At 65.2% G+C, this 20,224-nt stretch carries 22 protein-coding genes; 2 read left to right on the forward strand and 20 right to left on the reverse strand.

Going from position 1 to position 20,224, the window contains the following annotated elements; all coding sequences use genetic code 11:
- Window positions 1-68: 68 nt before the first annotated feature.
- The 17 genes from MAB_RS18890 to glmS all read right to left on the reverse strand — a co-directional run bounded on the left by MAB_RS18890 (window position 69) and on the right by glmS (window position 15,943).
- Window positions 69-398: a DUF4333 domain-containing protein gene (locus MAB_RS18890; RefSeq protein WP_005077518.1), complete on the reverse strand. Its 330-nt coding sequence runs from the start codon at window positions 396-398 to the stop codon at window positions 69-71.
- Window positions 399-616: 218 nt separating this feature from the next.
- Window positions 617-1,063, reverse strand: coding sequence for a hypothetical protein (locus MAB_RS18895; protein ID WP_005098397.1), 447 nt, complete (start codon window positions 1,061-1,063; stop codon window positions 617-619).
- Window positions 1,060-2,250 (reverse strand): hypothetical protein, encoded by a 1,191-nt coding sequence (locus MAB_RS18900; protein ID WP_005091538.1) that lies wholly within the window; start codon window positions 2,248-2,250, stop codon window positions 1,060-1,062. The genes MAB_RS18895 and MAB_RS18900 overlap by 4 nt, the downstream gene beginning before the upstream one ends.
- Complete coding sequence (locus tag MAB_RS18905) at window positions 2,247-2,546, reverse strand: hypothetical protein (RefSeq protein WP_005094441.1); 300 nt, start codon at window positions 2,544-2,546, stop codon at window positions 2,247-2,249. The genes MAB_RS18900 and MAB_RS18905 overlap by 4 nt, the downstream gene beginning before the upstream one ends.
- A gap of 122 nt (window positions 2,547-2,668) precedes the next feature.
- On the reverse strand, window positions 2,669-4,288 hold the full coding sequence (gene groL, locus MAB_RS18910; protein ID WP_005080608.1) for a chaperonin GroEL: 1,620 nt from the start codon (window positions 4,286-4,288) through the stop codon (window positions 2,669-2,671).
- 107 nt (window positions 4,289-4,395) lie between these two features.
- Complete coding sequence (groES, locus tag MAB_RS18915; RefSeq protein ID WP_032668542.1) at window positions 4,396-4,698, reverse strand: co-chaperone GroES; 303 nt, start codon at window positions 4,696-4,698, stop codon at window positions 4,396-4,398.
- Between the two features lie 180 nt (window positions 4,699-4,878).
- Window positions 4,879-5,334: a nuclear transport factor 2 family protein gene (locus MAB_RS18920; RefSeq protein ID WP_005080606.1), complete on the reverse strand. Its 456-nt coding sequence runs from the start codon at window positions 5,332-5,334 to the stop codon at window positions 4,879-4,881.
- Window positions 5,334-6,368 carry a tRNA (adenosine(37)-N6)-threonylcarbamoyltransferase complex transferase subunit TsaD gene (tsaD, locus tag MAB_RS18925; protein ID WP_005080603.1) on the reverse strand — a complete coding sequence of 345 codons (1,035 nt, stop codon included), beginning with the start codon at window positions 6,366-6,368 and terminating at the stop codon, window positions 5,334-5,336. Before tsaD ends, MAB_RS18920 begins: the two co-directional genes overlap by 1 nt.
- 12 nt (window positions 6,369-6,380) lie before the next feature.
- A complete protein-coding gene (gene rimI, locus MAB_RS18930; protein WP_005056042.1) occupies window positions 6,381-6,848 on the reverse strand; it encodes a ribosomal protein S18-alanine N-acetyltransferase in 468 nt (155 codons plus the stop codon).
- Window positions 6,845-7,468 (reverse strand): tRNA (adenosine(37)-N6)-threonylcarbamoyltransferase complex dimerization subunit type 1 TsaB, encoded by a 624-nt coding sequence (gene tsaB / locus MAB_RS18935; RefSeq protein ID WP_005094445.1) that lies wholly within the window; start codon window positions 7,466-7,468, stop codon window positions 6,845-6,847. The genes rimI and tsaB overlap by 4 nt, the downstream gene beginning before the upstream one ends.
- Window positions 7,465-7,932, reverse strand: a complete 468-nt coding sequence (gene tsaE / locus MAB_RS18940) for a tRNA (adenosine(37)-N6)-threonylcarbamoyltransferase complex ATPase subunit type 1 TsaE (protein WP_005080598.1) — start codon at window positions 7,930-7,932, stop codon at window positions 7,465-7,467. Before tsaE ends, tsaB begins: the two co-directional genes overlap by 4 nt.
- Window positions 7,929-9,020, reverse strand: a complete 1,092-nt coding sequence (locus MAB_RS18945) for an alpha/beta fold hydrolase (RefSeq protein ID WP_005080596.1) — start codon at window positions 9,018-9,020, stop codon at window positions 7,929-7,931. Before MAB_RS18945 ends, tsaE begins: the two co-directional genes overlap by 4 nt.
- A complete protein-coding gene (alr, locus tag MAB_RS18950) occupies window positions 9,013-10,230 on the reverse strand; it encodes an alanine racemase (protein ID WP_005091545.1) in 1,218 nt (405 codons plus the stop codon). Before alr ends, MAB_RS18945 begins: the two co-directional genes overlap by 8 nt.
- A 15-nt stretch (window positions 10,231-10,245) precedes the next feature.
- Window positions 10,246-11,676, reverse strand: a complete 1,431-nt coding sequence (locus MAB_RS18955) for a glutamate decarboxylase (RefSeq protein WP_005123053.1) — start codon at window positions 11,674-11,676, stop codon at window positions 10,246-10,248.
- Window positions 11,677-11,686: 10 nt separating this feature from the next.
- A complete protein-coding gene (locus MAB_RS18960) occupies window positions 11,687-13,123 on the reverse strand; it encodes an NAD(P)H-hydrate dehydratase (protein ID WP_005080591.1) in 1,437 nt (478 codons plus the stop codon).
- On the reverse strand, window positions 13,123-14,055 hold the full coding sequence (locus MAB_RS18965) for an alpha/beta fold hydrolase (RefSeq protein ID WP_005080589.1): 933 nt from the start codon (window positions 14,053-14,055) through the stop codon (window positions 13,123-13,125). Before MAB_RS18965 ends, MAB_RS18960 begins: the two co-directional genes overlap by 1 nt.
- Window positions 14,056-14,077: 22 nt before the next feature.
- The gene (gene glmS, locus MAB_RS18970) at window positions 14,078-15,943 is read right to left on the reverse strand and encodes a glutamine--fructose-6-phosphate transaminase (isomerizing) (RefSeq protein ID WP_005077531.1); all 1,866 of its coding nucleotides are present in this window, start codon (window positions 15,941-15,943) and stop codon (window positions 14,078-14,080) included.
- 65 nt (window positions 15,944-16,008) lie between these two features.
- Between glmS and MAB_RS18975 the strand changes: the two genes are divergently transcribed.
- Window positions 16,009-16,875 (forward strand): dienelactone hydrolase family protein, encoded by an 867-nt coding sequence (locus MAB_RS18975; protein WP_005094450.1) that lies wholly within the window; start codon window positions 16,009-16,011, stop codon window positions 16,873-16,875.
- On the opposite strand, the gene MAB_RS18980 is transcribed toward MAB_RS18975, so the two are convergent.
- From MAB_RS18980 to MAB_RS18990, 3 genes are read right to left on the reverse strand one after another with little or no spacing between them, the layout of a single operon-like run.
- Complete coding sequence (locus tag MAB_RS18980; RefSeq protein WP_005077533.1) at window positions 16,876-17,106, reverse strand: hypothetical protein; 231 nt, start codon at window positions 17,104-17,106, stop codon at window positions 16,876-16,878.
- Window positions 17,103-18,743, reverse strand: coding sequence for a hypothetical protein (locus MAB_RS18985; RefSeq protein ID WP_005111989.1), 1,641 nt, complete (start codon window positions 18,741-18,743; stop codon window positions 17,103-17,105). The genes MAB_RS18980 and MAB_RS18985 overlap by 4 nt, the downstream gene beginning before the upstream one ends.
- Window positions 18,736-19,041 (reverse strand): WXG100 family type VII secretion target, encoded by a 306-nt coding sequence (locus MAB_RS18990; RefSeq protein WP_005070535.1) that lies wholly within the window; start codon window positions 19,039-19,041, stop codon window positions 18,736-18,738. The genes MAB_RS18985 and MAB_RS18990 overlap by 8 nt, the downstream gene beginning before the upstream one ends.
- Before the next feature lie 103 nt (window positions 19,042-19,144).
- On the opposite strand from MAB_RS18990, the gene MAB_RS18995 reads away from it, so the two are divergent.
- Complete coding sequence (locus tag MAB_RS18995; protein ID WP_005091562.1) at window positions 19,145-20,182, forward strand: LLM class F420-dependent oxidoreductase; 1,038 nt, start codon at window positions 19,145-19,147, stop codon at window positions 20,180-20,182.
- The last annotated feature ends 42 nt before the right edge of the window (window positions 20,183-20,224 follow it).

Below are 20,224 nucleotides of genomic sequence, written 5' to 3' on the forward strand. Positions count from 1 at the left end.
TACGCATAGCAATGCGTCGGGCCCCCGCACCCAACCGGTGACCGGGGGCTCGACGTTTGCGGGGGCCTTTATGTGCTGGTGCTGGCCGGTTGGTCGTCGACCTTCCAGTTGAAGGAGATCTTCGTTCCCTCGACACCGGTCGCCGTCACGGTGACACCGATCGTCTTACCCTCGCCGTCGATGACGGCGCAGCGCTGTGTGGCACCCTTCTCCCCCTTCAACGGCCCGTCACAGCTGACGCTGGTGAGCGTGACACCGGTCTTCTCGGTGATCGCGTCCTTGAGCCCGGCCTCCAGCTTGGCCTTGGCGAGTTCAGGGGACGATGACCCCAGACTGAAATGGGCCTCGCAACCCGAGAGCAGCACCCCGGCCAGAGCGAGCGCGGCCAACCGCGACATGTGAGTAGCCATCCGCTAAGTAAACCCTGCGAAGACGAAAGCACCCCCGGTCCTATTGGGCAAGCTTGTCCACGATGCTGGGTCTCGGTCCTGTACGGCAGCCACCGAGAACAAGGGCGAACGCGGGCACCGACCCTACATAGAAGATCTGACAGCACACTTGCGGCAAGAACTGAACCTGGCCGCAAGCAGCTTCGGCTGACCTGCCAAAATAAGACTCACTGCGGCGTGTTCAGACCCCATTGCACATATGCCTTCCCCGACTCACAATCGGGTGTGACCGTAATCGACCGATGCGCGCGCTGACCGGTGTCGAGATACTGGATCTGGTCTCCCGCGATCCAGCTGGTCAACTTCACCCCAGTACGGGCAACGGGTAGGCACATCGCCGGAACTACATACTCGGTGGGATACGGAACTTCTTCGAACTGGTCCAACGGATACTTACTTGCGTAGTCGCGCCATTGATCATTCGGCATCAAGAATTGAATACGGTAGGGATCGATTTCAGCGATAACGCTGCTAGCCGATGCTGGCACCTCGACTTTGAGCGCATCTTTGGCACTCATGGGGTCGTTGCCCTCTTTGTGGTCAGTCCAGCCGGTCCCGCAGCCGCAGAGAAGGAGTACGCACGTAGCAAGGATGCCGATGAGGCGTGCGGTCATGGCCAGGTACTCCGCTGAGGACTGGAAGTGCCAAATGTTTCGAAGTTTTGTGCCCAGCCTGCGCGATGCAAATTGTTCAGATCCGATGGTTGCGGCCATGGGTGTTGGTCAGTGGTCTCAAAGTTGTAGTAGTCGTAGATGTTCACTTGCGACGAAACATCGTAGGTGCCGTTGCCATTAGGCATCGCTACACCGCTGGTCTGATAACTGAAGGAACCCAGTGCGGCGAACCAGTCTGGATTACTCGCTGCTTTCGGCCGCGCGGGGTCGCCATCTACCGAACCGTATCCGCTTTGAAAGGCCACCGGCCCCTCGTAACCTGGCGGCATCGACCGCATTGCCGCGTCCAAATTAGCTTTTGCCATAGCCGTAGAGTCTTGCTTGAACCACGACATGTCATGAAGCATATTGTCGACCGGCACCGTCGCAGGCTTGCCCGAACCATCAAGAAAATGTTGAAGCAAGTCCGGCGCGTACTGTTGCCCGGCCGCGCGAGTGCTACCGACCAGTCCCTCCGCCCACGCTCGCGTGGCCTGCAATCCGGCTTTGTCCAAAAAGCCTGGCTTGTCGATTCCGTACTGATCCGGTCCCGAACCATCCTTATTGGCATTGTCTTTCGAGAACGTTGGTGGTGTCGGGTGATCGGGTATCTGCGGCGCGAATGGACGATCTGAATCCTTTTCGCCTCGAAGCGCGTTCGTCGCCTGCCAGTCGTACTGCTGTCCTGCTACGTCAGCGGTTGCCAGTAACGCCCGCAACGCATGTTCGAATTCCGCGCGTCGCGTTTGGGCTGCCTCAACGTCTTTCGGAGACTTAAGAGTCGCCTGATACTCAGGCTTCAGGGTGACGCCACCATCGTCCGTGATGTTGAACATCTGTTGCACCGCAGGGTCGTCTACGCGTTTGAGAAGTTCATCGCGCAGTAGTCCCATCTGCTGGGCACCCTTATCGAGAACGGCAGCAGCATTATTCCACCGCTGCTTGCGCTGAAAGAACTCTTCCCCGTGGTCTTTGACCTTGACCGCGTAGGCGTCTCGGGCTTCGCCCTCCCAGTTGGTCGATACGCCATCCATGCCGTTGATCACCGTCAACGCATGCTCATCAAGCTGAGCAGCCCCGTTACGCAGACCGGTGGCAGTGTCGGTCAGATCGCTGAGGTGCCAACCGCGAACCTGCGAGATCTTCACAGTTGCTTGCCGGTGTCATCGAGCCGAGAAGCACTACGCGACTCAGTGCGACGGAACTCCTCGGCAGTGCGTTTCAACTCATCCACCAACCCATCCAGGCGCCGCGCGTGGTTGGTGACATGATCTTGCTGCTCAAAAGCATGCGCGCGAAGCCCCGACATAAGGGCAGTGCCTTCGCAAGCCCCGGCCCCTTGCAGCAGAACTGAATCCATCCGCAGTGCGGCCAGCTTGTCGCCGACGTGCCACACCGTCTTAGCGAAACCGTCAACGTCGTCAGGATTGACACTCAGACCCATAGAACCTCCCCGGCAGCGAATCTGCGTTAGCCAGCAATCCTCCCGGTAGGAGTTGAACCCACTTCCAAGACGAGAACACCCCCGGCCTCTACAGGACCAGGGGTGCTTTCGTTGCGCACAAACTAGTGGGCGTGACCGTGGTGGCCGTGCCCGTGGTCGGCCTCTTCGGCAGGCTTGTCCACGATGCTGGTCTCGGTCGTCAGGATCATGCGAGCCGCCGATGCCGCGTTGATGACGGCCGAGCGAGTCACCTTCACCGGATCGATGACGCCATCGGCAATCAGGTCGCCGTACTCCAGCGTCGCCGCGTTGAAGCCGTGCCCGGCGTCCAGCTCGGCCACCTTGCTCACCACCACGGCACCATCCAGGCCGGCGTTGGTGGCAATCCAGAACAGCGGAGCGGACAACGCGGCCTCGAACACGTCGACACCCTTGGCCTCGTCACCCTTCAGTTCGGCACGCAGACCGTCCAGCGCCGAACGGGCCTGCACCAGGGCGCTACCGCCACCGGCCACAATGCCCTCTTCCACGGCGGCCTTGGCCGCCGAGACGGCGTCCTCGACGCGATGCTTGCGCTCCTTGAGGGCGGTGTCGGTGGGGGCGCCCACCTTGATCACGGCAACGCCGCCGGCCAGCTTGGCCAGACGCTCCTGCAGCTTCTCGCGGTCCCAGTCCGAGTCGGTGGTTTCGATCTCCGCCTTCAACTGGGCGACACGTGCCTTGATGGCGTCCTCGGAACCGCCACCGTCGACGATGACCGTCTCGTCCTTGCTCACCACGACGCGGCGGGCGGTGCCCAGCACCTCGATACCCACCTCACGCAGCGACAGCCCCACATCCGGGTTGACCACCTGGGCGTTGGTGACGATGGCCAGGTCCTCCAGGAATGCCTTGCGGCGGTCACCGAAGAACGGCGCCTTGACGGCGACGGCCTTGAGGGTCTTGCGAATCGCGTTGACCACCAGGGTCGACAGTGGCTCACCCTCCACGTCTTCGGCCACGATCAGTAGCGGCTTGCCTTCCTTGGCCACCAGTTCCAGCAGCGGAAGCAGGTCGGGCAGCGAGCTGATCTTGTCGCGATGCAGCAGCACCAGTGCGTCCTCCAGAACCGCCTTCTGGTCGTCGAAGTCGGTCACGAAGTACTGCGACAGATAGCCCTTGTCGAACTGCACACCGTCGGTGATGACCAGCTCGGTGTTGATGGTCGAGGACTCCTCGACGCTAACGACACCGTCGCCACCCACCTTGGTCATGGCCTCGCCGACCAGCTCGCCGATCTCGGGATCGCGCGAAGATACGGTGGCCACCTGCGCAATGGCGTGCTCGCCGGCAACCGGCGCGGCGACCGTCAGCAGCCGCTCGGACACCGCGTCGGCGGCCCGGGAGATACCGGCACCGAGGGCGATCGGGTTGGCACCCGCGGCCACGTTGCGCAGGCCGGCTCTGACCAGTGCCTGAGCCAGCACGGTGGCGGTGGTGGTGCCGTCACCGGCAACGTCGTTGGTCTTGGTCGCCACCGACTTGACCAGCTGGGCGCCCAGGTTCTCGAACGGGTCTTCCAGGTCGATGTCACGAGCGATGGTGACACCGTCGTTGGTCACGGCGGGACCGCCGAATGCCTTGGCCAGCACCACGTGCCGTCCGCGGGGACCGAGCGTGACCTTGACCGCGTCGGCCAGCTTGTTGACCCCGGCTTCCAGGGCGCGGCGCGCGGTCTCGTTGAATTCGATCAGCTTGCTCATGTGTTCTCTCTAGTCGGCTTTATCAGCACCGGACAGGAATGGGTAAAACGCGCGCCGCCCCGGAAATCGCCTGCAACGCAGGTTCTTTCCGGGGCGGTCACACGGTGCTACTTGCTAACGACAGCCAGCACGTCGCGGGCCGACAGGATCAAGTACTCCTCGCCGTTGTACTTGATCTCGGTGCCGCCGTACTTGCTGTAGATGACCACGTCACCCTCGGACACGTCCAGGGGGATCCGCTTCTCGCCATCCTCATCCCAGCGGCCTGGGCCAACTGCGACGACGGTGCCTTCCTGCGGCTTCTCCTTGGCGGTGTCCGGGATAACCAGACCGGAAGCGGTCGTGGTCTCGGCCTCATTGGCCTGAACGAGGATCTTGTCCTCGAGTGGCTTGATGTTCACGGCCACAATGATCCCTTTCCCTCTCAGGGTGGCTCGGTGGGCCTGCTGCCCATGAGCCTGGATTGTCAACAGATGCTTCGGCGGCCGGATGAGTGTCGCGCCGTCGTCGCGGGTGCCGACACGACGTCAACCGATCGCCATCTAGCACTCTATACATGAGAGTGCTAGTGCTCAAGGGTGGGTTGGGCCTTAACCGCTCAAGGCTCCCGGATCCATCAGCAGATGGGCCGACACATCACCGACCATCTCGACATCCACCCGGCGCGAGCTGAAGTACCAGCCGTGCCCGTCCTGTCCGAAGGTGTCACGGTATCGGCCCACCACGATCGGCTGCAGCGGCAGCTGCTCGGTGGCCTGGACCACGCAAAACGTCGATCTGGCCGACGCGGTGCCGTCACCGGCGACCTCCACGACGGGGTTGAGCACCAGGTGCCTGGTACGGGGCGTACCTCCAGTCTCCCGGTAGCGGCGCGTGGTGGTGAAGAAAAGCTTGGTGATGGCGGAGGCCCCCGAGACACTCCCCTGCTCACCACCGAAGGAGCCGCGGCCCAGGAGCTCGCCGATCCCGTCGAAATCCCCCGCGTCCATCAGCTCGGCGTAGCGGTACAACAGATCGGTGATGGCCAGCCGATCAGCGAAGCTCATCAGTGCACTTGCCCCTTCACGACGGGGAGCCCGGGATCGGCCGCGGCCTGCAGCGAGGATGGCTGCGCGCCCGCGGCCACCAGATGTGCCGCGAACGAAGCGATCATCGCCCCGTTGTCGGTGCACAGCCGCAGCGGCGGCACCCGAAGTGTCAGACCCGTCTCCGCGCAACGCTGTTCGGCCAGCGCGCGCACCCTCGAGTTGGCGGCGACGCCGCCGGCGATCAGCAGGGTCGACACTCCCAGGTCTGTCGCCGCCCGCACGGCCTTCATGGTCAGTACGTCGGCCACCGCCTCCTGAAAACCCGCGGCCACATCGGCCGGAGAAAAATCGGCTTCTACACCGTGTTTTTCCAGGTACCGCGCCACCGCGGTCTTGAGCCCGGAGAAGCTGAAACTGTGTCGGGCATCGCGTGGACCCGTCATGCCCCGCGGGAACGGTACTGCCGACGAATCACCTTGTTGTGCAAGCTCGTCGAGCACCTTGCCACCCGGGTAGCCCAGCCCGAGCAGCCGGGCCACCTTGTCGTACGCCTCGCCGGCGGCATCATCGACGGTGGCGCCGAGCTCTTCGATGGGCTCGGCCAGCGATCGTACGTGCAGCAGGCTCGTGTGCCCGCCCGAGACCAGCAAGGCCACGCATTCGGGCAGCGGCCCGTTCTCGTAGACGTCGGCGGCGATATGTCCACCGAGATGGTTCACGCCGTAGAACGGCACGCCCCAGGCCAGTGCCAGCCCCTTGGCGGCCGACACCCCGACCAGGAGCGCGCCGGCCAGCCCGGGCCCGATGGTCGCCGCGACGACGTCGGGTCGCTGCACCCCGGCAAGGTCCAGCGCGCGCCGTGCGGTGACGCCCAGCGCTTCCAGGTGCGCGCGGGAAGCGATCTCCGGCACCACCCCGCCGAAACGCGCATGTTCCTCGACACTGGAGGCCACCTCGTCGGCCAGCAGCACCACCGACCCGTCGGGGGTCAGTTCGGCAATACCCACTCCGGTTTCGTCACACGAGCTTTCGATAGCGAGGATGACTGTCATGGCAGCATCAGCCTATTTCACCTCGCCGTGTGCGGGACGCTTCATGGTGAAGGCATCGGCACCGCTGCCGGGGTAGTACCGCTTGCGCAGCCCGACGGTCTCAAACCCGGCGCCCTGGTACAGAGCAATCGCCGCCGCATTATCGGTGCGTACCTCCAAAAAGACGGGTCCCGGATCCTGATCGGCGTGCGCGAGCAGCGCGTCCAACAGCCGCCGTCCCAGGCCCTGTTTCTGGTACGCGGGATCCACACCGATGGTGTGAATCTCGTACTCGGGCGCGTGACGCCCCAGCCGGGAAATGCCGCCGTATCCCACCAGCGTGTGTCCGTCCCTGGCCGCGAGGTAGTAGATATGCGATGAGGCGAGCTCGGCGAGGAAGGCCGACTCCGGCCAGGGGTCGTCGCCCTCGAAGAGCACCGCCTCAAGTTCGGCGCACCGGCGGGCGTCGCGCCGGCGAAGCGGTTTGAGCTCGATGGTCATCGGCGGGGTTCTTTGGCATCGGGGCGACGCAGATATAGCGGAGTCAACGCACCCGGCGGCTCGTCCCACCCCGCCACCTGCACCAGGCGGGACGGCGACGGGTAGTGACGATCCACCGCCGGAAGATCGAAAAGCGTTGTATGGTCCGGAGATCCGGCGACCTGGGTGTACCCGTCCAGCGACACGTCGGCGGGCGCGTCGACGGCAGGCCCGCTGACACGAACACCGTCGCTATAGCCGGCCCAATACACCTCACGCCGACGCGCGTCGGTGACGACCAGCACCCTCCCGGCGGTGCCATGGCCGATGGCATCCAGGGTGCACACGGGATACACCGGGATGTCCAGCGCCAGACCCATGGCCGCCGCGGTCGCCATGCCGACGCGCAGTCCGGTGAACGGGCCCGGGCCACAACCCACCACGATCGCACCGAGGTCGCCGACCGCGACACCGGCATCGGCACATGCCACCCCGATGTTCGGCGTGAGCGCCTCGGCATGCCCTTTGGCACCCATGGTGATTCGTTCAGCCAGCGGCTGCACCGATCCATCGGGCGCGCGCCGCACCAGGCCCGCCGTGATGGCGGCGGTCGCTGTGTCCAGGGCAAGTATCAGGGTCACGATTCGCGGCTCCAATGCCAGGTTGCGGTGCGTTCATCGGAGTCGGCGGCACGCTCCAGCCGGATGTCCAGATGGTGTTCCGAGAGCCGCTCGGCCAGGCCTTCTCCCCATTCGACGACAACCACCGAGTCATCCAGATCGGTGTCCAGATCCAGCGAGTCGAGTTCGCCCAGTAGATCAGCGCTTTGGTGTTCCAGCAGCCGGTAGACGTCCACATGCACCAGCGCCGGAGCTCCCGGCCGCCGCGCCTCGTGGACCCGCGCCAATACGTAGGACGGCGAGGTCACCGGGCCCTCGACATCCATGCCCTGGGCGATGCCCTTGGTCAATGCCGTCTTTCCGGCTCCCAGCGGACCGCTGAGCACCACGACGTCGCCCGCCGCAAGGCCTTGACCGATCCGTTTCCCGAACTCCAAGGTGTCCTGAGCCGTCGGCAGTGCCACGCTTCCCGATTCATCGATCACAGCCCGGTCCGATCACGCAGCCGCTGCTTGATCGCGGCGAAAAGTGGTGGTGTTGAACGCCTGACCAGCCGGTCGATGCCATCGTTGACGATCTCGGGGTGCTCAAGCTGCACCAGATGCCCGGATTCGCGCACCAGGATCAGCTCATTGTGACCGCTGGCTGCCAATCGTGCTGCCATCGACTCCGATTGCGTGTGCGGGGTCAGCATGTCGGTGTCGCCGCATATGACCAGGCTCGGCAGGGGCGCGATGGTCGGCAGCGCCGCCGTCTCGTCATGCTGCTCGAGTGCGCGCAGAAAATCCACGATGGTGGTGACCGGCGTCTGATGAATCATCCGCTCGCTGAACTTGACCAGCGTGGGACTGACCCGATGGCCACCATATGACGCCGCTTGCAGCACCGGGCCCACAAGCGATTTGATCGCGCCGCGCCCATGGTGGGCCGGCCCGGGCGCGTAATGCACGGCCGTGCGCAGCACGCGCAGCGCCGGATTACGCAATCCCTCGCCGATCGCGGTGTGTGAAAGCCCTTCGGCGGCACTGGCGATCAGACCGACTCCAACGATCCTGCGGCCGTACTGCTCAGGATGCCGCCTGGCGTGCGCCAGCACCGTCATACCGCCCATCGAGTGACCCACGAGGACGGCATTACCCCGCGGCACCAGCACGCGCAGCACCGACTCGAGGTCATCGCCGAGCTGCCCGACGGTGCACGACGCCGGAGCAGGTAGACCCGAGCGACCGTGTCCCCGTTGGTCATAGAAGACCATCCGGACGTTGTCGCCCCAGCGGCTCGCGAGCTCGCGGCGCTGGAAATGAAACGACGCCATCTGCAGGCAGAATCCGTGCACGAAGACGACGGTCAGCGGCGCGTTCGACGGACCGACTTCACGAACCGCGAGCGGCACCCCGTCGTCGGTCGTCACGATGCTGCCGCGGTCGGTCTGCAGCAGATCGAAGTTCTCTCCGCGATAAGGGTCGTCGAATCTGCGCCTGCCGATGGAGCGCGCGGTGCCGACACCGGCCACCGCAACCACCGCACCGAGCCCCGCGACACCGGCCAGCCAGGCGTTCGACTTATTACTCAACGGCCCTGGAATCCCGGTACGTCCGCACCACCCTGCCCCGCGGGCCGGTGACCACTTCGTAGGCGATGGTGTCGAGCAGCTCCGCCCAGTCCTGCGCGGTCGGCTCGCCGCCTGTTCCCGGCCCGAAAAGCGTTGCCACATCACCGGCTTGCACCCCGGCATCGTTGTCACCCAGGTCAACCACGAACTGGTCCATGCAAACCCGGCCGATATTGGGGTAGCGGCGTCCGCCGATGGCCACCTCGAATCGATTGCCCAGTGCGCGCACCACCCCGTCGGCGTAGCCGATTCCGATGAGTGCGGCGTTGGTGTCGCGTGGGGCGGTCCACACGTGCCCGTAGGACACACCCTCACCGGCCGACACCGGCTTGACCGAGGACACCGCGCAGGTCAGCGACATCGCCGGAATCAGGTCAAAGGAAGTCCGGCCGCGGTTGGATGTCGCCGACTCCGCGGCTCCAAGCGGGTTGATGCCGTATACCGCGATACCGGGGCGCACCATGTCGTACCGCGCATCGGGACGGGTGAGAGTGGCCGCCGAATTCGACAGGTGCGCCAGCTCATAACGCAATCCGAAGCCGCGTGCCAGCTCAAGTGCCTCGTTGAACCGCCCGATCTGCATGTCGACGGTGGGATGGCCCGGCTGGTCGGCATACGCGAAGTGGGACATGATGCCGCGCAACCGAATCGACTCCTCGGCCTGCGCCTTGGCCAACGCTTCGAAGAGATCGCGGGTGTACCCGGCAGGCACTCCATTGCGATTCAGTCCGGTATCCACCTTGATGGACGTGATCGCCTGGCGCCCGGTGGATCGCGCCGCCGCAAGCAGCTCACCGAGCTGTCCGAGCGAGGACACGGCCACCTCGACATCGGCATGCAGCGCGGCCGCATAGTCGGCTCCCGGCGCGTGCAGCCAGGCGAGCAGCGGTGCGTCGAGACCGGCCGCGCGAATCTGCAGCGCCTCGGCGATGGAGGTGACGCCAAGCTCGTCGGCACCGGCAGCGAGCGCGGCTCGTGCCACCCGAACCGCGCCGTGCCCGTAGCCGTCGGCCTTGACCACAGTCATGAGACGGGCCGTACCGGCGTGCTCACGCAGTAACTTGACGTTGTGCGCGATGGCGCCGAGGTCGATGACCGCTTGCGCGGTCGTCGCACCGGTGCTCGGCGGAAGGCCGTCGGTTGTCGTCGAAGTCGTGCTCACCGGCCCCATTGTCCCATCCGCACGCTAATGAGCGAACGGCTGCACCTCGTCGAAGTGTCCGTTCGGTTTCAGCTCGTCGAGTCCCTTGAGCACGGTGTTGAGATCATCGCGCAGCGCTCTGGCCAGATCTCCCGAGAAGCCCTCGCGCACAACCACTCGCAGTACGGCGATATCGGTGACGTCATCGGGCATGGTGTACGCAGGCACCTGCCAGCCAAATGCCCGCAACGAATGCGAGATGTCGAACTCGGTGTACGGCCGCTTGCCTTTGAGCCGGAACGACACCACCGGGATCGCCGACCCGTCGGTGATCACCTCGAAATGTTCACTCTTGCCGAGTTCGTCGCCGAACCAGCGTGCCGTCTCCGACAGACAGCGCATCACCTGTGCATATCCGGCCCGGCCCAGCCGCAAGAAGTTGTAGTACTGCCCCACCACCTGGTTGCCCGGGCGGGAAAAGTTCAGGGTGAAGGTCGGCATGTCGCCACCCAGGTAGTTGACCCGGAACACCAGGTCTTCGGGCAGATGCTCCTTGCCGCGCCACACCACAAAGCCGATCCCGGGATAGGTCAGCCCGTACTTGTGTCCGCTGACATTGATCGACACCACCCGCGGCAACCGGAAGTCCCAGTGCAGTTCGGGATGCAGGAAAGGCACCACGAAACCACCGCTGGCGGCATCGACGTGTACCGGCACATCGGGCTTGCCGGGTGTAGCAGCGAGCTTGTCCAGCGCCGCGCAGATCGCGGCGATCGGCTCCAGCTCTCCGGTGAACGTGGTGCCCAGGATCCCGACGACGCCGATGGTGTCCTCGTCGACCACCTCAAGCACCTGCTCGGGAGTGATCACGTACCGGCCCTTGGCCATCGGCAGGTATCGCGGTTCGACGTCGAAGTACCGGCAGAATTTTTCCCAGACCACCTGCACGTTGGAACCCATCACCAGGTTGGGTGTGCGCCCCTTCCAGCCGGTGCCGTCGGTACCGCCGATTTTCGTGCGCCAACGCCACTTGAGGGCCAGCCCGGCCAGCATGACCGCCTCACTCGATCCGATGGTCGACACCCCTACCGCCGAGGACGGATCCTCCGTGGACAAGTTGTCGGCATGGAACAGGTCGGCCACCATGGCCACACATCGCGACTCGATCGCGGCCGTCGCCGGATACTCGTCCTTGTCGATCATGTTCTTGTCGAACGTCTCGGCCATCAGCTTTTCGGCCTCGGGATCCATCCACGTCGTGACGAAGGTCGCCAAGTTCAGCCGCGAGCTGCCGTCGAGCATCAGCTCGTCGTGAATGAACCGATAGGCGGCCTGCGGATCCATCGGCTCGTCGGGCAGTCGCAGCGCCGGGACGGGTGCCGTGGACAGCCTGCCGGTGTACGCGGGGCTGAAGGCGGAGGCATTGATCTTTCCGGCATGCGCCGAGAGACGGAACTGATCACGGGATTTCGACATAAACCGATTCTCACCCTATTTCGGCGATCGCCCACCGCAGATGTCCAAGAAGACGAGAAGCCGAAATGGGCGCTTTACCCGGACCCGGGTCGGCGGCAGCAGCAGCGGCGGCACGGGCGTGCACATAGGCCCCCATCGCGGCGGCCTTGTCCGCCGCGATCCCGGCGGACAACAGCGCCCCAATGACACCGGCGAGCACGTCGCCCGAACCCGCGGTCGCGGCCCATGACCCGTGCGCGCGGTTCACATACGCGGTGCCGTCCGGCCGGGCGATGACGGTGACGTTGCCCTTGAGCAGGACCGTGGCCTTGAGCCGGACGGCCAGCGACCGTGCCGCATCGACGCGATCAGGTCCCGGTGGCCCACCCGCCAACCGCGCGAATTCACCGGCATGCGGGGTCAGGACCGTGGCGGCCGGGCGCGATGCCACCAGATCCGCCAGATCCGGATGCTCAGCCAGCATTGTCAGGGCGTCGGCGTCGACGAGGACGGGCAGGCTTGTCGAAAGAACTCGCCGCAGGGTTCTCGTCTGACGTTCGGCGGTGCCGTACCCGGGACCGATCACCCACGCCTGCACCCTGCCGGCGGCTTCCTCCGTCTGCGTGGCAATCACTTCCGGCCAGTGCGAAACCACTTCGGCAGCAGCTGTTCCCGCGTAGCGGACCATCCCCGATGTCGCCGCCACGGCCGCACCGGAACACAGCACTGCCGCTCCGGGATAGGTGCTCGATCCGGCCAGCACACCGGTGACGCCCTGGGTGTACTTATCATCGGCCGGCCCGGGAACGGGCCAGGCGGCCGCCACGTCGGAGGCGTCGAACTCCCGCAAAGCCGATTCGGGCAGCTCCAGCCCGATGTCGATGAGCCTCACATCACCGCAATCACCAAGGGCATGAACGGGTTTGTATCCGCCGAAGGTGACCGTGACCGCCGCGCGGAAGGCCGGGCCATCGACCGCCCCGGTGTGCACGTCGACGCCGCTGGGAATGTCCACCGCGATTACCGGTATGCCCTCGGCAGTGATCTTCTCGGCGATACCGGCGGCAGCGCCGGGCCGCAGCGGGCCAGTACCGGAGATTCCCACCACGCCGTCAACGACGAGGTCGGTGTCATCAGGCACAACCGACACCACCCTCCCGCCGGCCTTGCGGAAGGCGGCCAGTCCGGCGCGGTGGGCCCGTTCCGGGTTCAGCAGCACCGCACTGGCGGATACGCCACGCCGACGCAGGAAGGTCAACGCCCACAAGGCGTCTCCCCCGTTGTCTCCGGAACCCACGACACCACAGACACTCCGCCCGGCCACTACACCCGCACGCCGCGACAACTCATCCGCGATCACCGCGGCCAGTCCGTATGCGGCACGCCGCATCAACGCCCCGTCGGGCAGTGCGGCCAGCAGCGGCGCCTCGGCCTCCCTGATCTGTTGGGCGCTGTAGTAGTTCCGCATCAGGCGGCCTCCACCGTGTCCAGGAATTCGTGTGTCAGTTCAGAAATGCGTCCCGGGAACTCACCATTGAGCGCGTGCGAGGCGTCAGGCCAAACATGCACCCTGTTGTCCGGCACCGCGCTCCGCGCCCGCTGCGCGGCACGCCGGGCGTCGTGCACGATGGTGCGCCCGGCGATGACCGTCAGCACGGGCATGGACAGCCGGCGGAGTTGCTTGTCGCTGAAAACTTTTGGTGAGGGCAGGCAGATCCGGAAATCCCGTGCCGCCGCCGAGATCAACGCTGCTTCCGGGAGGGACTCGTCGACCTGTGCGCCGCCGGCCGACCAACTCAGTAGCCGATTTCGGATCGCCTGCGGCGTGCCCGGAATCACCGAGCCCAACGAGACGAGCACCATCTTCCAGGTGAGGGGCGCGAACGTCAGCGCCGGATCGAGCAAGACCAGTGATCGCACCCGGCACGGGTATCGAATCGCGTGATTCACCGCGGCCCAGCCGCCAATGGACAGCCCCACCACATGCACCGCGCCCAGGTTCAGCCCGGCCATCACGTCCTCTAGCCAGTCGGCGTGATCCTGCGGACCGGTAATCGGCTTGTCCTGCACGCTCATTCCGGGCTCCCCGAGAAGGTCGATGCAGTAGACGCTACGCCGCGACAGCAGGGACGTGAGGTTGGCGCGCCACAGCGGCGTTGATCCACCTCGCCCGGTCAACAGCAACAGCGGAACACCGCCGCACGCGCCGAACCGGTAGGCCCGCACGGAGCCCAGCCGGGTGGGGACATCAAAACTCCGGGCGATCTGCGGCAACCGCGCCATACCCGCCCGATAGGCTGCCACGAATCGCGCATACCCGGACGCATCGACGAAATGCCCCAACTTCTGCACAGCCCAATGCTTTCCGACACGATGCTCGGGTACCGCGACAGGGCTCATGCACTCGGCCTACGGCTGCCGCTTATTCGACGGTTACCGACTTGGCCAAGTTCCGCGGCTTATCCACGTCATAACCACGGGCCTGCGCCACGGCAGCGGCGAAGACCTGCATGGGAATCGTGGACAGCAGCGGTTGGTACAGCGTCGATACCGCGGGGATCTCGATGAGGTGGTCCGCGTAGGGCCGAATCGTCTCGTCGCCCTCTTCGGCGATGACGATCGTGCGTGCCCCGCGGGCCTGGATCTCGCGGATATTGCTGAGCAGCTTGGAGTGCAGCAGACCCATACCCTTGGGGGAGGGCATCACCACAATGACCGGCAATCCCTCCTCGATCAGCGCGATGGGGCCGTGCTTGAGCTCGCCGGCCGCGAAGCCCTCGGCGTGCATATAGGCCAGTTCCTTGAGCTTGAGCGCGCCTTCGAGCGCCACCGGGTAACCGACATGGCGTCCCAAGAACAGGATGCTGGAGGACTGCGCGTACTGCCGGGCAAGGTCGGCGACCGGATCCATCTGGGAGATGACGCGCTCGATCAGCTCCGGCATGGCCTCCAGCTCGTGGTACTCACGCGCCACCTCATCGGGGTACTTGGTCCCCCGAGCCTGGGCCAGGGCAAGGCCCACAATGTAATTGGCGGTCACCTGGGCCAGGAAGGTCTTCGTGGCGGCGACACCGATCTCCGGCCCGGCCCTGGTGTACAACACCGCATCGCACTCGCGGGGAATCTGCGAGCCATTGGTGTTGCAGACCGCCAGCACCTTGGCCTTCTGTTCCTTGGCGTGTCGCACCGCTTCCAACGTGTCGGCGGTCTCACCCGACTGGGAGATGGCCACCACCAGCGTGCTGCGATCCAAAACCGGGTCACGGTACCGGAATTCACTGGCGAGTTCGATCTCCACGGGCAGCCGCGTCCAGTGCTCAATGGCGTACTTGGCCAGCAGCCCGGAATGGAACGCGGTGCCACAGGCCACCACGAATACCTTGTCGATATCGCGCAGCTCCTGATCGGAGAGCCGCTGCTCGTCGAGCACTATCCGGTCGAGATCGAAGTGACCCAGCAAGGTGTCGGAAACCGCCGCCGGCTGTTCGGCGATCTCCTTGAGCATGAAGTACTCGTAACCGCCCTTTTCCGCGGCCGACAGATCCCAATCGATGGTGAACACCCGGGCGTTCCCGGTGTCGTCATTGCCCTCGAAATCGGTGATGCGGTATCCGTCCGCGGTGATGACGACGACCTGATCCTGCCCCAATTCGACAGCATCCCTGGTGTATTCGATGAACGCCGCGACGTCGGACCCGAGGAACATCTCGCCGTCACCGATGCCGACAACCAGCGGCGTAGACCGGCGCGCGGCCACGATGGTGCCCGGGTCGTCCGCGTGAGAGAAGACGAGAGTGAAATGCCCCTCCAGCCGACGCACGACGGACTGCACCGAGGCGACGAAGTCACCGGCGGTGTCGCCGGATTCGAACTGGCGCGACACCAGATGCACGGCCACCTCGGAGTCCGTGTCACTGGCGAATTCGACACCGGCCGACTCCAGCTCGGCGCGCAGTACCGCGAAGTTCTCGATGATCCCGTTATGGACCACCGCGACCTTGCCGGTGGCATCCTGATGCGGGTGGGCGTTGCGGTCGGTGGGCGCGCCGTGAGTGGCCCAGCGGGTATGTCCCATCCCGGTCGTGGCGGCGAAAGATTCCCCGGACTCGGCGATCGCAGATTCCAGATTCGCCAGTCGGCCCGCCTTGCGCTGCACCAGCAGCCCGCCGTGGCCATCGGCCAGCGCCACCCCGGCAGAGTCGTAGCCGCGGTATTCGAGCCGCCTCAGCGCCTCAAGGACGACACTGAGGGCGTCCCGGTGGCCGACGTACCCGACAATTCCGCACATAGCCCACCAGGGTAGTTCAGTTCCCGCTGAGGTCCACGGGCGCCGGTATCAGCTACGGTCATGCCATGGCGAGTACCCGCACGCTATTCAAAGCCCTGACCCGCCGTGGTCCGCACAAAGTGCTGCGCGGCGACCTGGCCTTCGCGGGAGTGACCGGCGTGGTCTACACACCGGAAGCGGGCTTCAACCTGCCTGCCGTGGCGTTTGGGCACGACTGGCTGACCGGTACGGACAAGTACCGGGCGACCCTGGAACATCTCGCGTCCTGGGGAATTGTCGCCGCCGCCCCCGACACCGAGAAGGGGTTGGTCCCGTCACACCTGAATCTGGCCGCCGACTTGGCCACAACGCTCGAGATTGTGACTCGGGTGCGCCTCGGCGACGGCAAGATCAGTGTGCATCCAAGCAAGCTGGCGCTCGTCGGCCACGGTCTGGGTGCCTCCGCGGCGGTTTTTGCGGCGACTCGCACGCCGGCCTTGGTGGACAAGAAGAACCGGCCGGTCGGCGCCAAGGCCGTGGTGACGCTTTTCCCCAGCTCGACTCAGCCGCCGGTTGAGGCCAGTGCGGTCGGCTTGACCATTCCCGGCCTGGTGGTGACGAGTGCCGAAGACGCACATTCACTCCGGTCCAATGCCGTGGCCCTCGCGCAGGCCTGGCCGGGCGCCGAGCTGCGGTACATCGCCAAGGCCAAGGCCGGGGGGCTGCCCGAGCACAGTTGGCTCCGCAGATTCGTCGGCCTGGGCGGTGCCAGCCGAACCACCCAGCGCAACACCAGGGCGCTGTTGACCGGCTACCTGCTGTCCCAGCTGGTCGGCGACAAGCGCTACCGGGATTTCGCGGACGCGGCGGCCGAACTGCCGAACACCTCGCTGCCGGCGGCCGACGGACGAGAGATCAGCGAGCTCGACCGCGTGCAATCGCTGCTGAAGTAGTCAGCGCCGCCACCGCTGCCAGCGGTAGACATCGTCCTCATCGAAATCCGCTTCGCTCATGTAGGTCTGTGACGGCATGCGAAATTCGTCGACCGGCTTCGCCGTCTTCGCCAGTTCCGATTCCCCGAGCACTGCTTCCCCACGCGCCGCCTCCGCCTCGTCGCGGAGCTGATCGAGGGTGCTCTCGAAATCCGCGACGATGCCTGCCAACGCTTCGGTGATATCGATCATCGCCCGGCCTTGGGCAGTTCGTCAGCGGCGATCTCACATGGGGTCTCCCCCGCCTCGGTCTTCGCCTCCTGGGGCTGTGCCGATGCATCGGTGGGTCCTACCGACGGCAACGGGGATGGCTGCCGGGCCGCGGCGGATTGCGGTTCGGGATGTTGGGGCACAGTGGGCGGCTGCGCCTGGACCGGATGCGGCGTCAACGAAGCCGACGAACCTGCGGGCTGTGCCGCCGACAGGCCTCCCGCGGCGGGCGGAATCGTGCCTGTCGGGGTCGCTCCGAGCGGCGCGCCCGGCGTGGTCTGGCCCGGAGCGGCGGTCGGCGTGGCCTCTAGCCCACCGGCACCCGCCAGCTGGATGCCCGGTGCCGGCTTGCCATCCGTAGCGAAGGTGGCACCGGAGTCGGCGCGCGCTTCTTCGATGGCAGCGTCTTTGGCCGCCGCCATCTTGGCGTCCGGATCCTTCTTGCCATCGGCGGCCGCCTCGTCCTTCTTGTCGGCGGCCTCGTCGGCTCTGCCGTCGAACTGGTCGTCGCCGAGGCCCTGCCCCATTTGGTCGAACGGAATGCTGGAGATGCCTTCGGTGATCGCACTGACGATTCCGCTTGCCGCCTGACCGATCGAGCTGAGCGCACCCGTCAGGGCGCCGGTCATGCCGCTGAGCATCTGGCTCGGATCCATGCCTTGCTGCCCCTGCCCGGCACCCTGCTGTTGCCCGGCGCCGGACAGCTGACCGCCCGCGTTACCCGTCGCGGACGCCGGCGTGGCCGTGCCCTGCATCCCGCCGCTCGCGGTACCGCCGCCAGCGCCGCTGTTCACCCCGGAGTTGCCGCTCTCGCCGCTCTCGCCGGAGGTTTCGCCGCCGTCCTTGTCGTCTTGCTTGCCTTTACCTTTGGTCGTCTTGGCGGGTTCATCGGTGGTGTCGTAGTCCGGGCCGAACACACCGGGTGGCAACTTGAAGTCGGGTGGAAGCTCCTGTTTCAGCCCGTTGATCAACGTGTCGTAGGCCCCGCCACCGGCGGACCACGCCTTCTTGAAGGCCGGCAGCAGCTGACCCTCGATGTTGTTCTTGACGTGGGGGCCGATCATCGTCGCGTTGGTCTCGTCTGCCTGGGACTTGTCGCCCATACCGGTTTTATAGGTCGCTACCGCACTGTCGAAATGCGTCCTGTCCGTTACCAGTCCGTCGACCATGGTCGACGCCTGCTTCTTCAGATCGACGATGTTCCACAGGGCGTTTCGCAGACCGTCCAGACCCGTCGACACCTTTCCGAATTCATCGGTAACCGCATCGGCCGTCGAATTGTGGGTCTTCAGAAAGTCATTCGCGGATTCGGAGCCCTTGCCCTCCCACAAGCCGATCAGCCGTTGCAGCTGTCCGTGCTGGCGTTCCGCTGCCGCCTTCATGGTGGCTGTCGCGTTCTTGAACAGTTCCAGGTCCCCGCCCAACGTGTTCAAGTCCATGCCGGCATCCATGTCGTACCAGTCGAACAACTGGCGCTCATTGGCTGTCAGGTCCGGATTGGTGATCGTGACGGGCGACTTGCCATTGCCGCGGATCGCGGCGGTGACATAGTTCTGCGAGTTGGCGATGGCCTGCAGCCCCTCACCACGCAGCGCCTCGATATCCCACTTGTTAGCCATAGACGCCTGTCACCTTCGCCGCTGTCTTACTCTCCCGTTCGGCATATCGCTGCGCGGTCGCACGGAGTTGTTCGGCGATTGCGGTGTTGGCGCGATGCCAGTCCTCGAGATGGGTCACCACTTCGCGTAATCCGCTTCTGACGTCATCGCCCTTGGCGGTGTGCCACCGACCGGCAGATGCCCCACCGAAAGACAATCCCCTCAGCTGCTCAATTGCTTTTTGCAGCTCACCGGCTATGTTGTCGAACTCACCGGCGACCCCCTGGACACCAGCGACGTCGATCCTGGTTTTTCCCATATTGACTACGACGGGTAGGTACCGATTCCGGTTCCATCTTTTTTCCCGATCCATGGATCACAGCACCTTCCCGTTCAACTACTTGGTCGGGTAGGGTCGCCGCATGCGCATTGGAACCACGCTGAGCTACGCCGGCGGATTCACCGAAGTGGTCGACGAACTCGCTGAGCTGGAGAAAATCGGTCTGGATATCGCGTTCGTCGCCGAGGCTTACTCGTATGACGCCGCAAGCCAGCTCGGATACCTCGCCGCCAAGACCTCCACCGTAAAGCTCGCGTCGGGCATCTTCCAGCTGTACACCCGCACCCCCACTCTGTTGGCCATGACCGCGGCCGGCCTGGACTACGTTTCGGGCGGCCGGTTCGTCCTCGGCATCGGCGCCTCGGGCCCCCAGGTGATCGAGGGGTTCCACGGCGTCAAGTACGACGCACCGCTGGGCCGCACCCGCGAGACCGTCGAGATCTGTCGCAAGGTGTGGCGCCGCGAGCGCCTCGAGTTCGAGGGCAAGTACTTCACCGTGCCGCTCCCCCCGGAGCAGGGCACCGGTCTCGGCAAGGCCCTGAAGCTGATCAACCACCCGGTGCGCGACCGCATCCCGGTACTGATCGCGGCGCTCGGCCCCAAGAACGTCGCGCTCACCGCCGAGATCGCCGAAGGCTGGCAGCCCATCTTCTTCCTGCCCGAGAAGGCCAATGACGTGTGGGGCGCGGCCCTGGCCGAGGGTAAGGCCAAGCGCGACCCGGCACTGGGCGACCTCGAGGTCTACGCAGGGCCCGCACTGGCGATCGGCGACGACGTCGAGGCACTGTACGGATTCGTCAAGCCGAGCCTCGCGCTGTACATCGGCGGTATGGGCGCCAAGGGCAAGAACTTCTACCACAACCTGGCCACTGCCTACGGGTTCGGCAAGGAAGCGGACACCATCCAGGAGCTGTACCTGTCCGGCAAGAAGGCCGAGGCTACCGATGCGGTACCCGACGAGCTGGTGAAGAACATCTCCCTCATCGGACCCAAGAGCTTTGTCGCCGAACGCGTCGCGGCCTTCAAGGAAGCCGGCGTGACGACCCTCAACGTGGCCCCGCTCGCCGCCGACGCCGCTGGCCGCATCAAGCATGTCGAGGCATTACGCGAACTGCTCTGATTCGCGCGCCGTTCGCTCTGCGTTCGACGTGTGTTCGCCTGC

Origin of the sequence: Mycobacteroides abscessus ATCC 19977 (genome assembly GCF_000069185.1) — a bacterium.
Lineage (GTDB): Bacteria > Actinomycetota > Actinomycetes > Mycobacteriales > Mycobacteriaceae > Mycobacterium > Mycobacterium abscessus.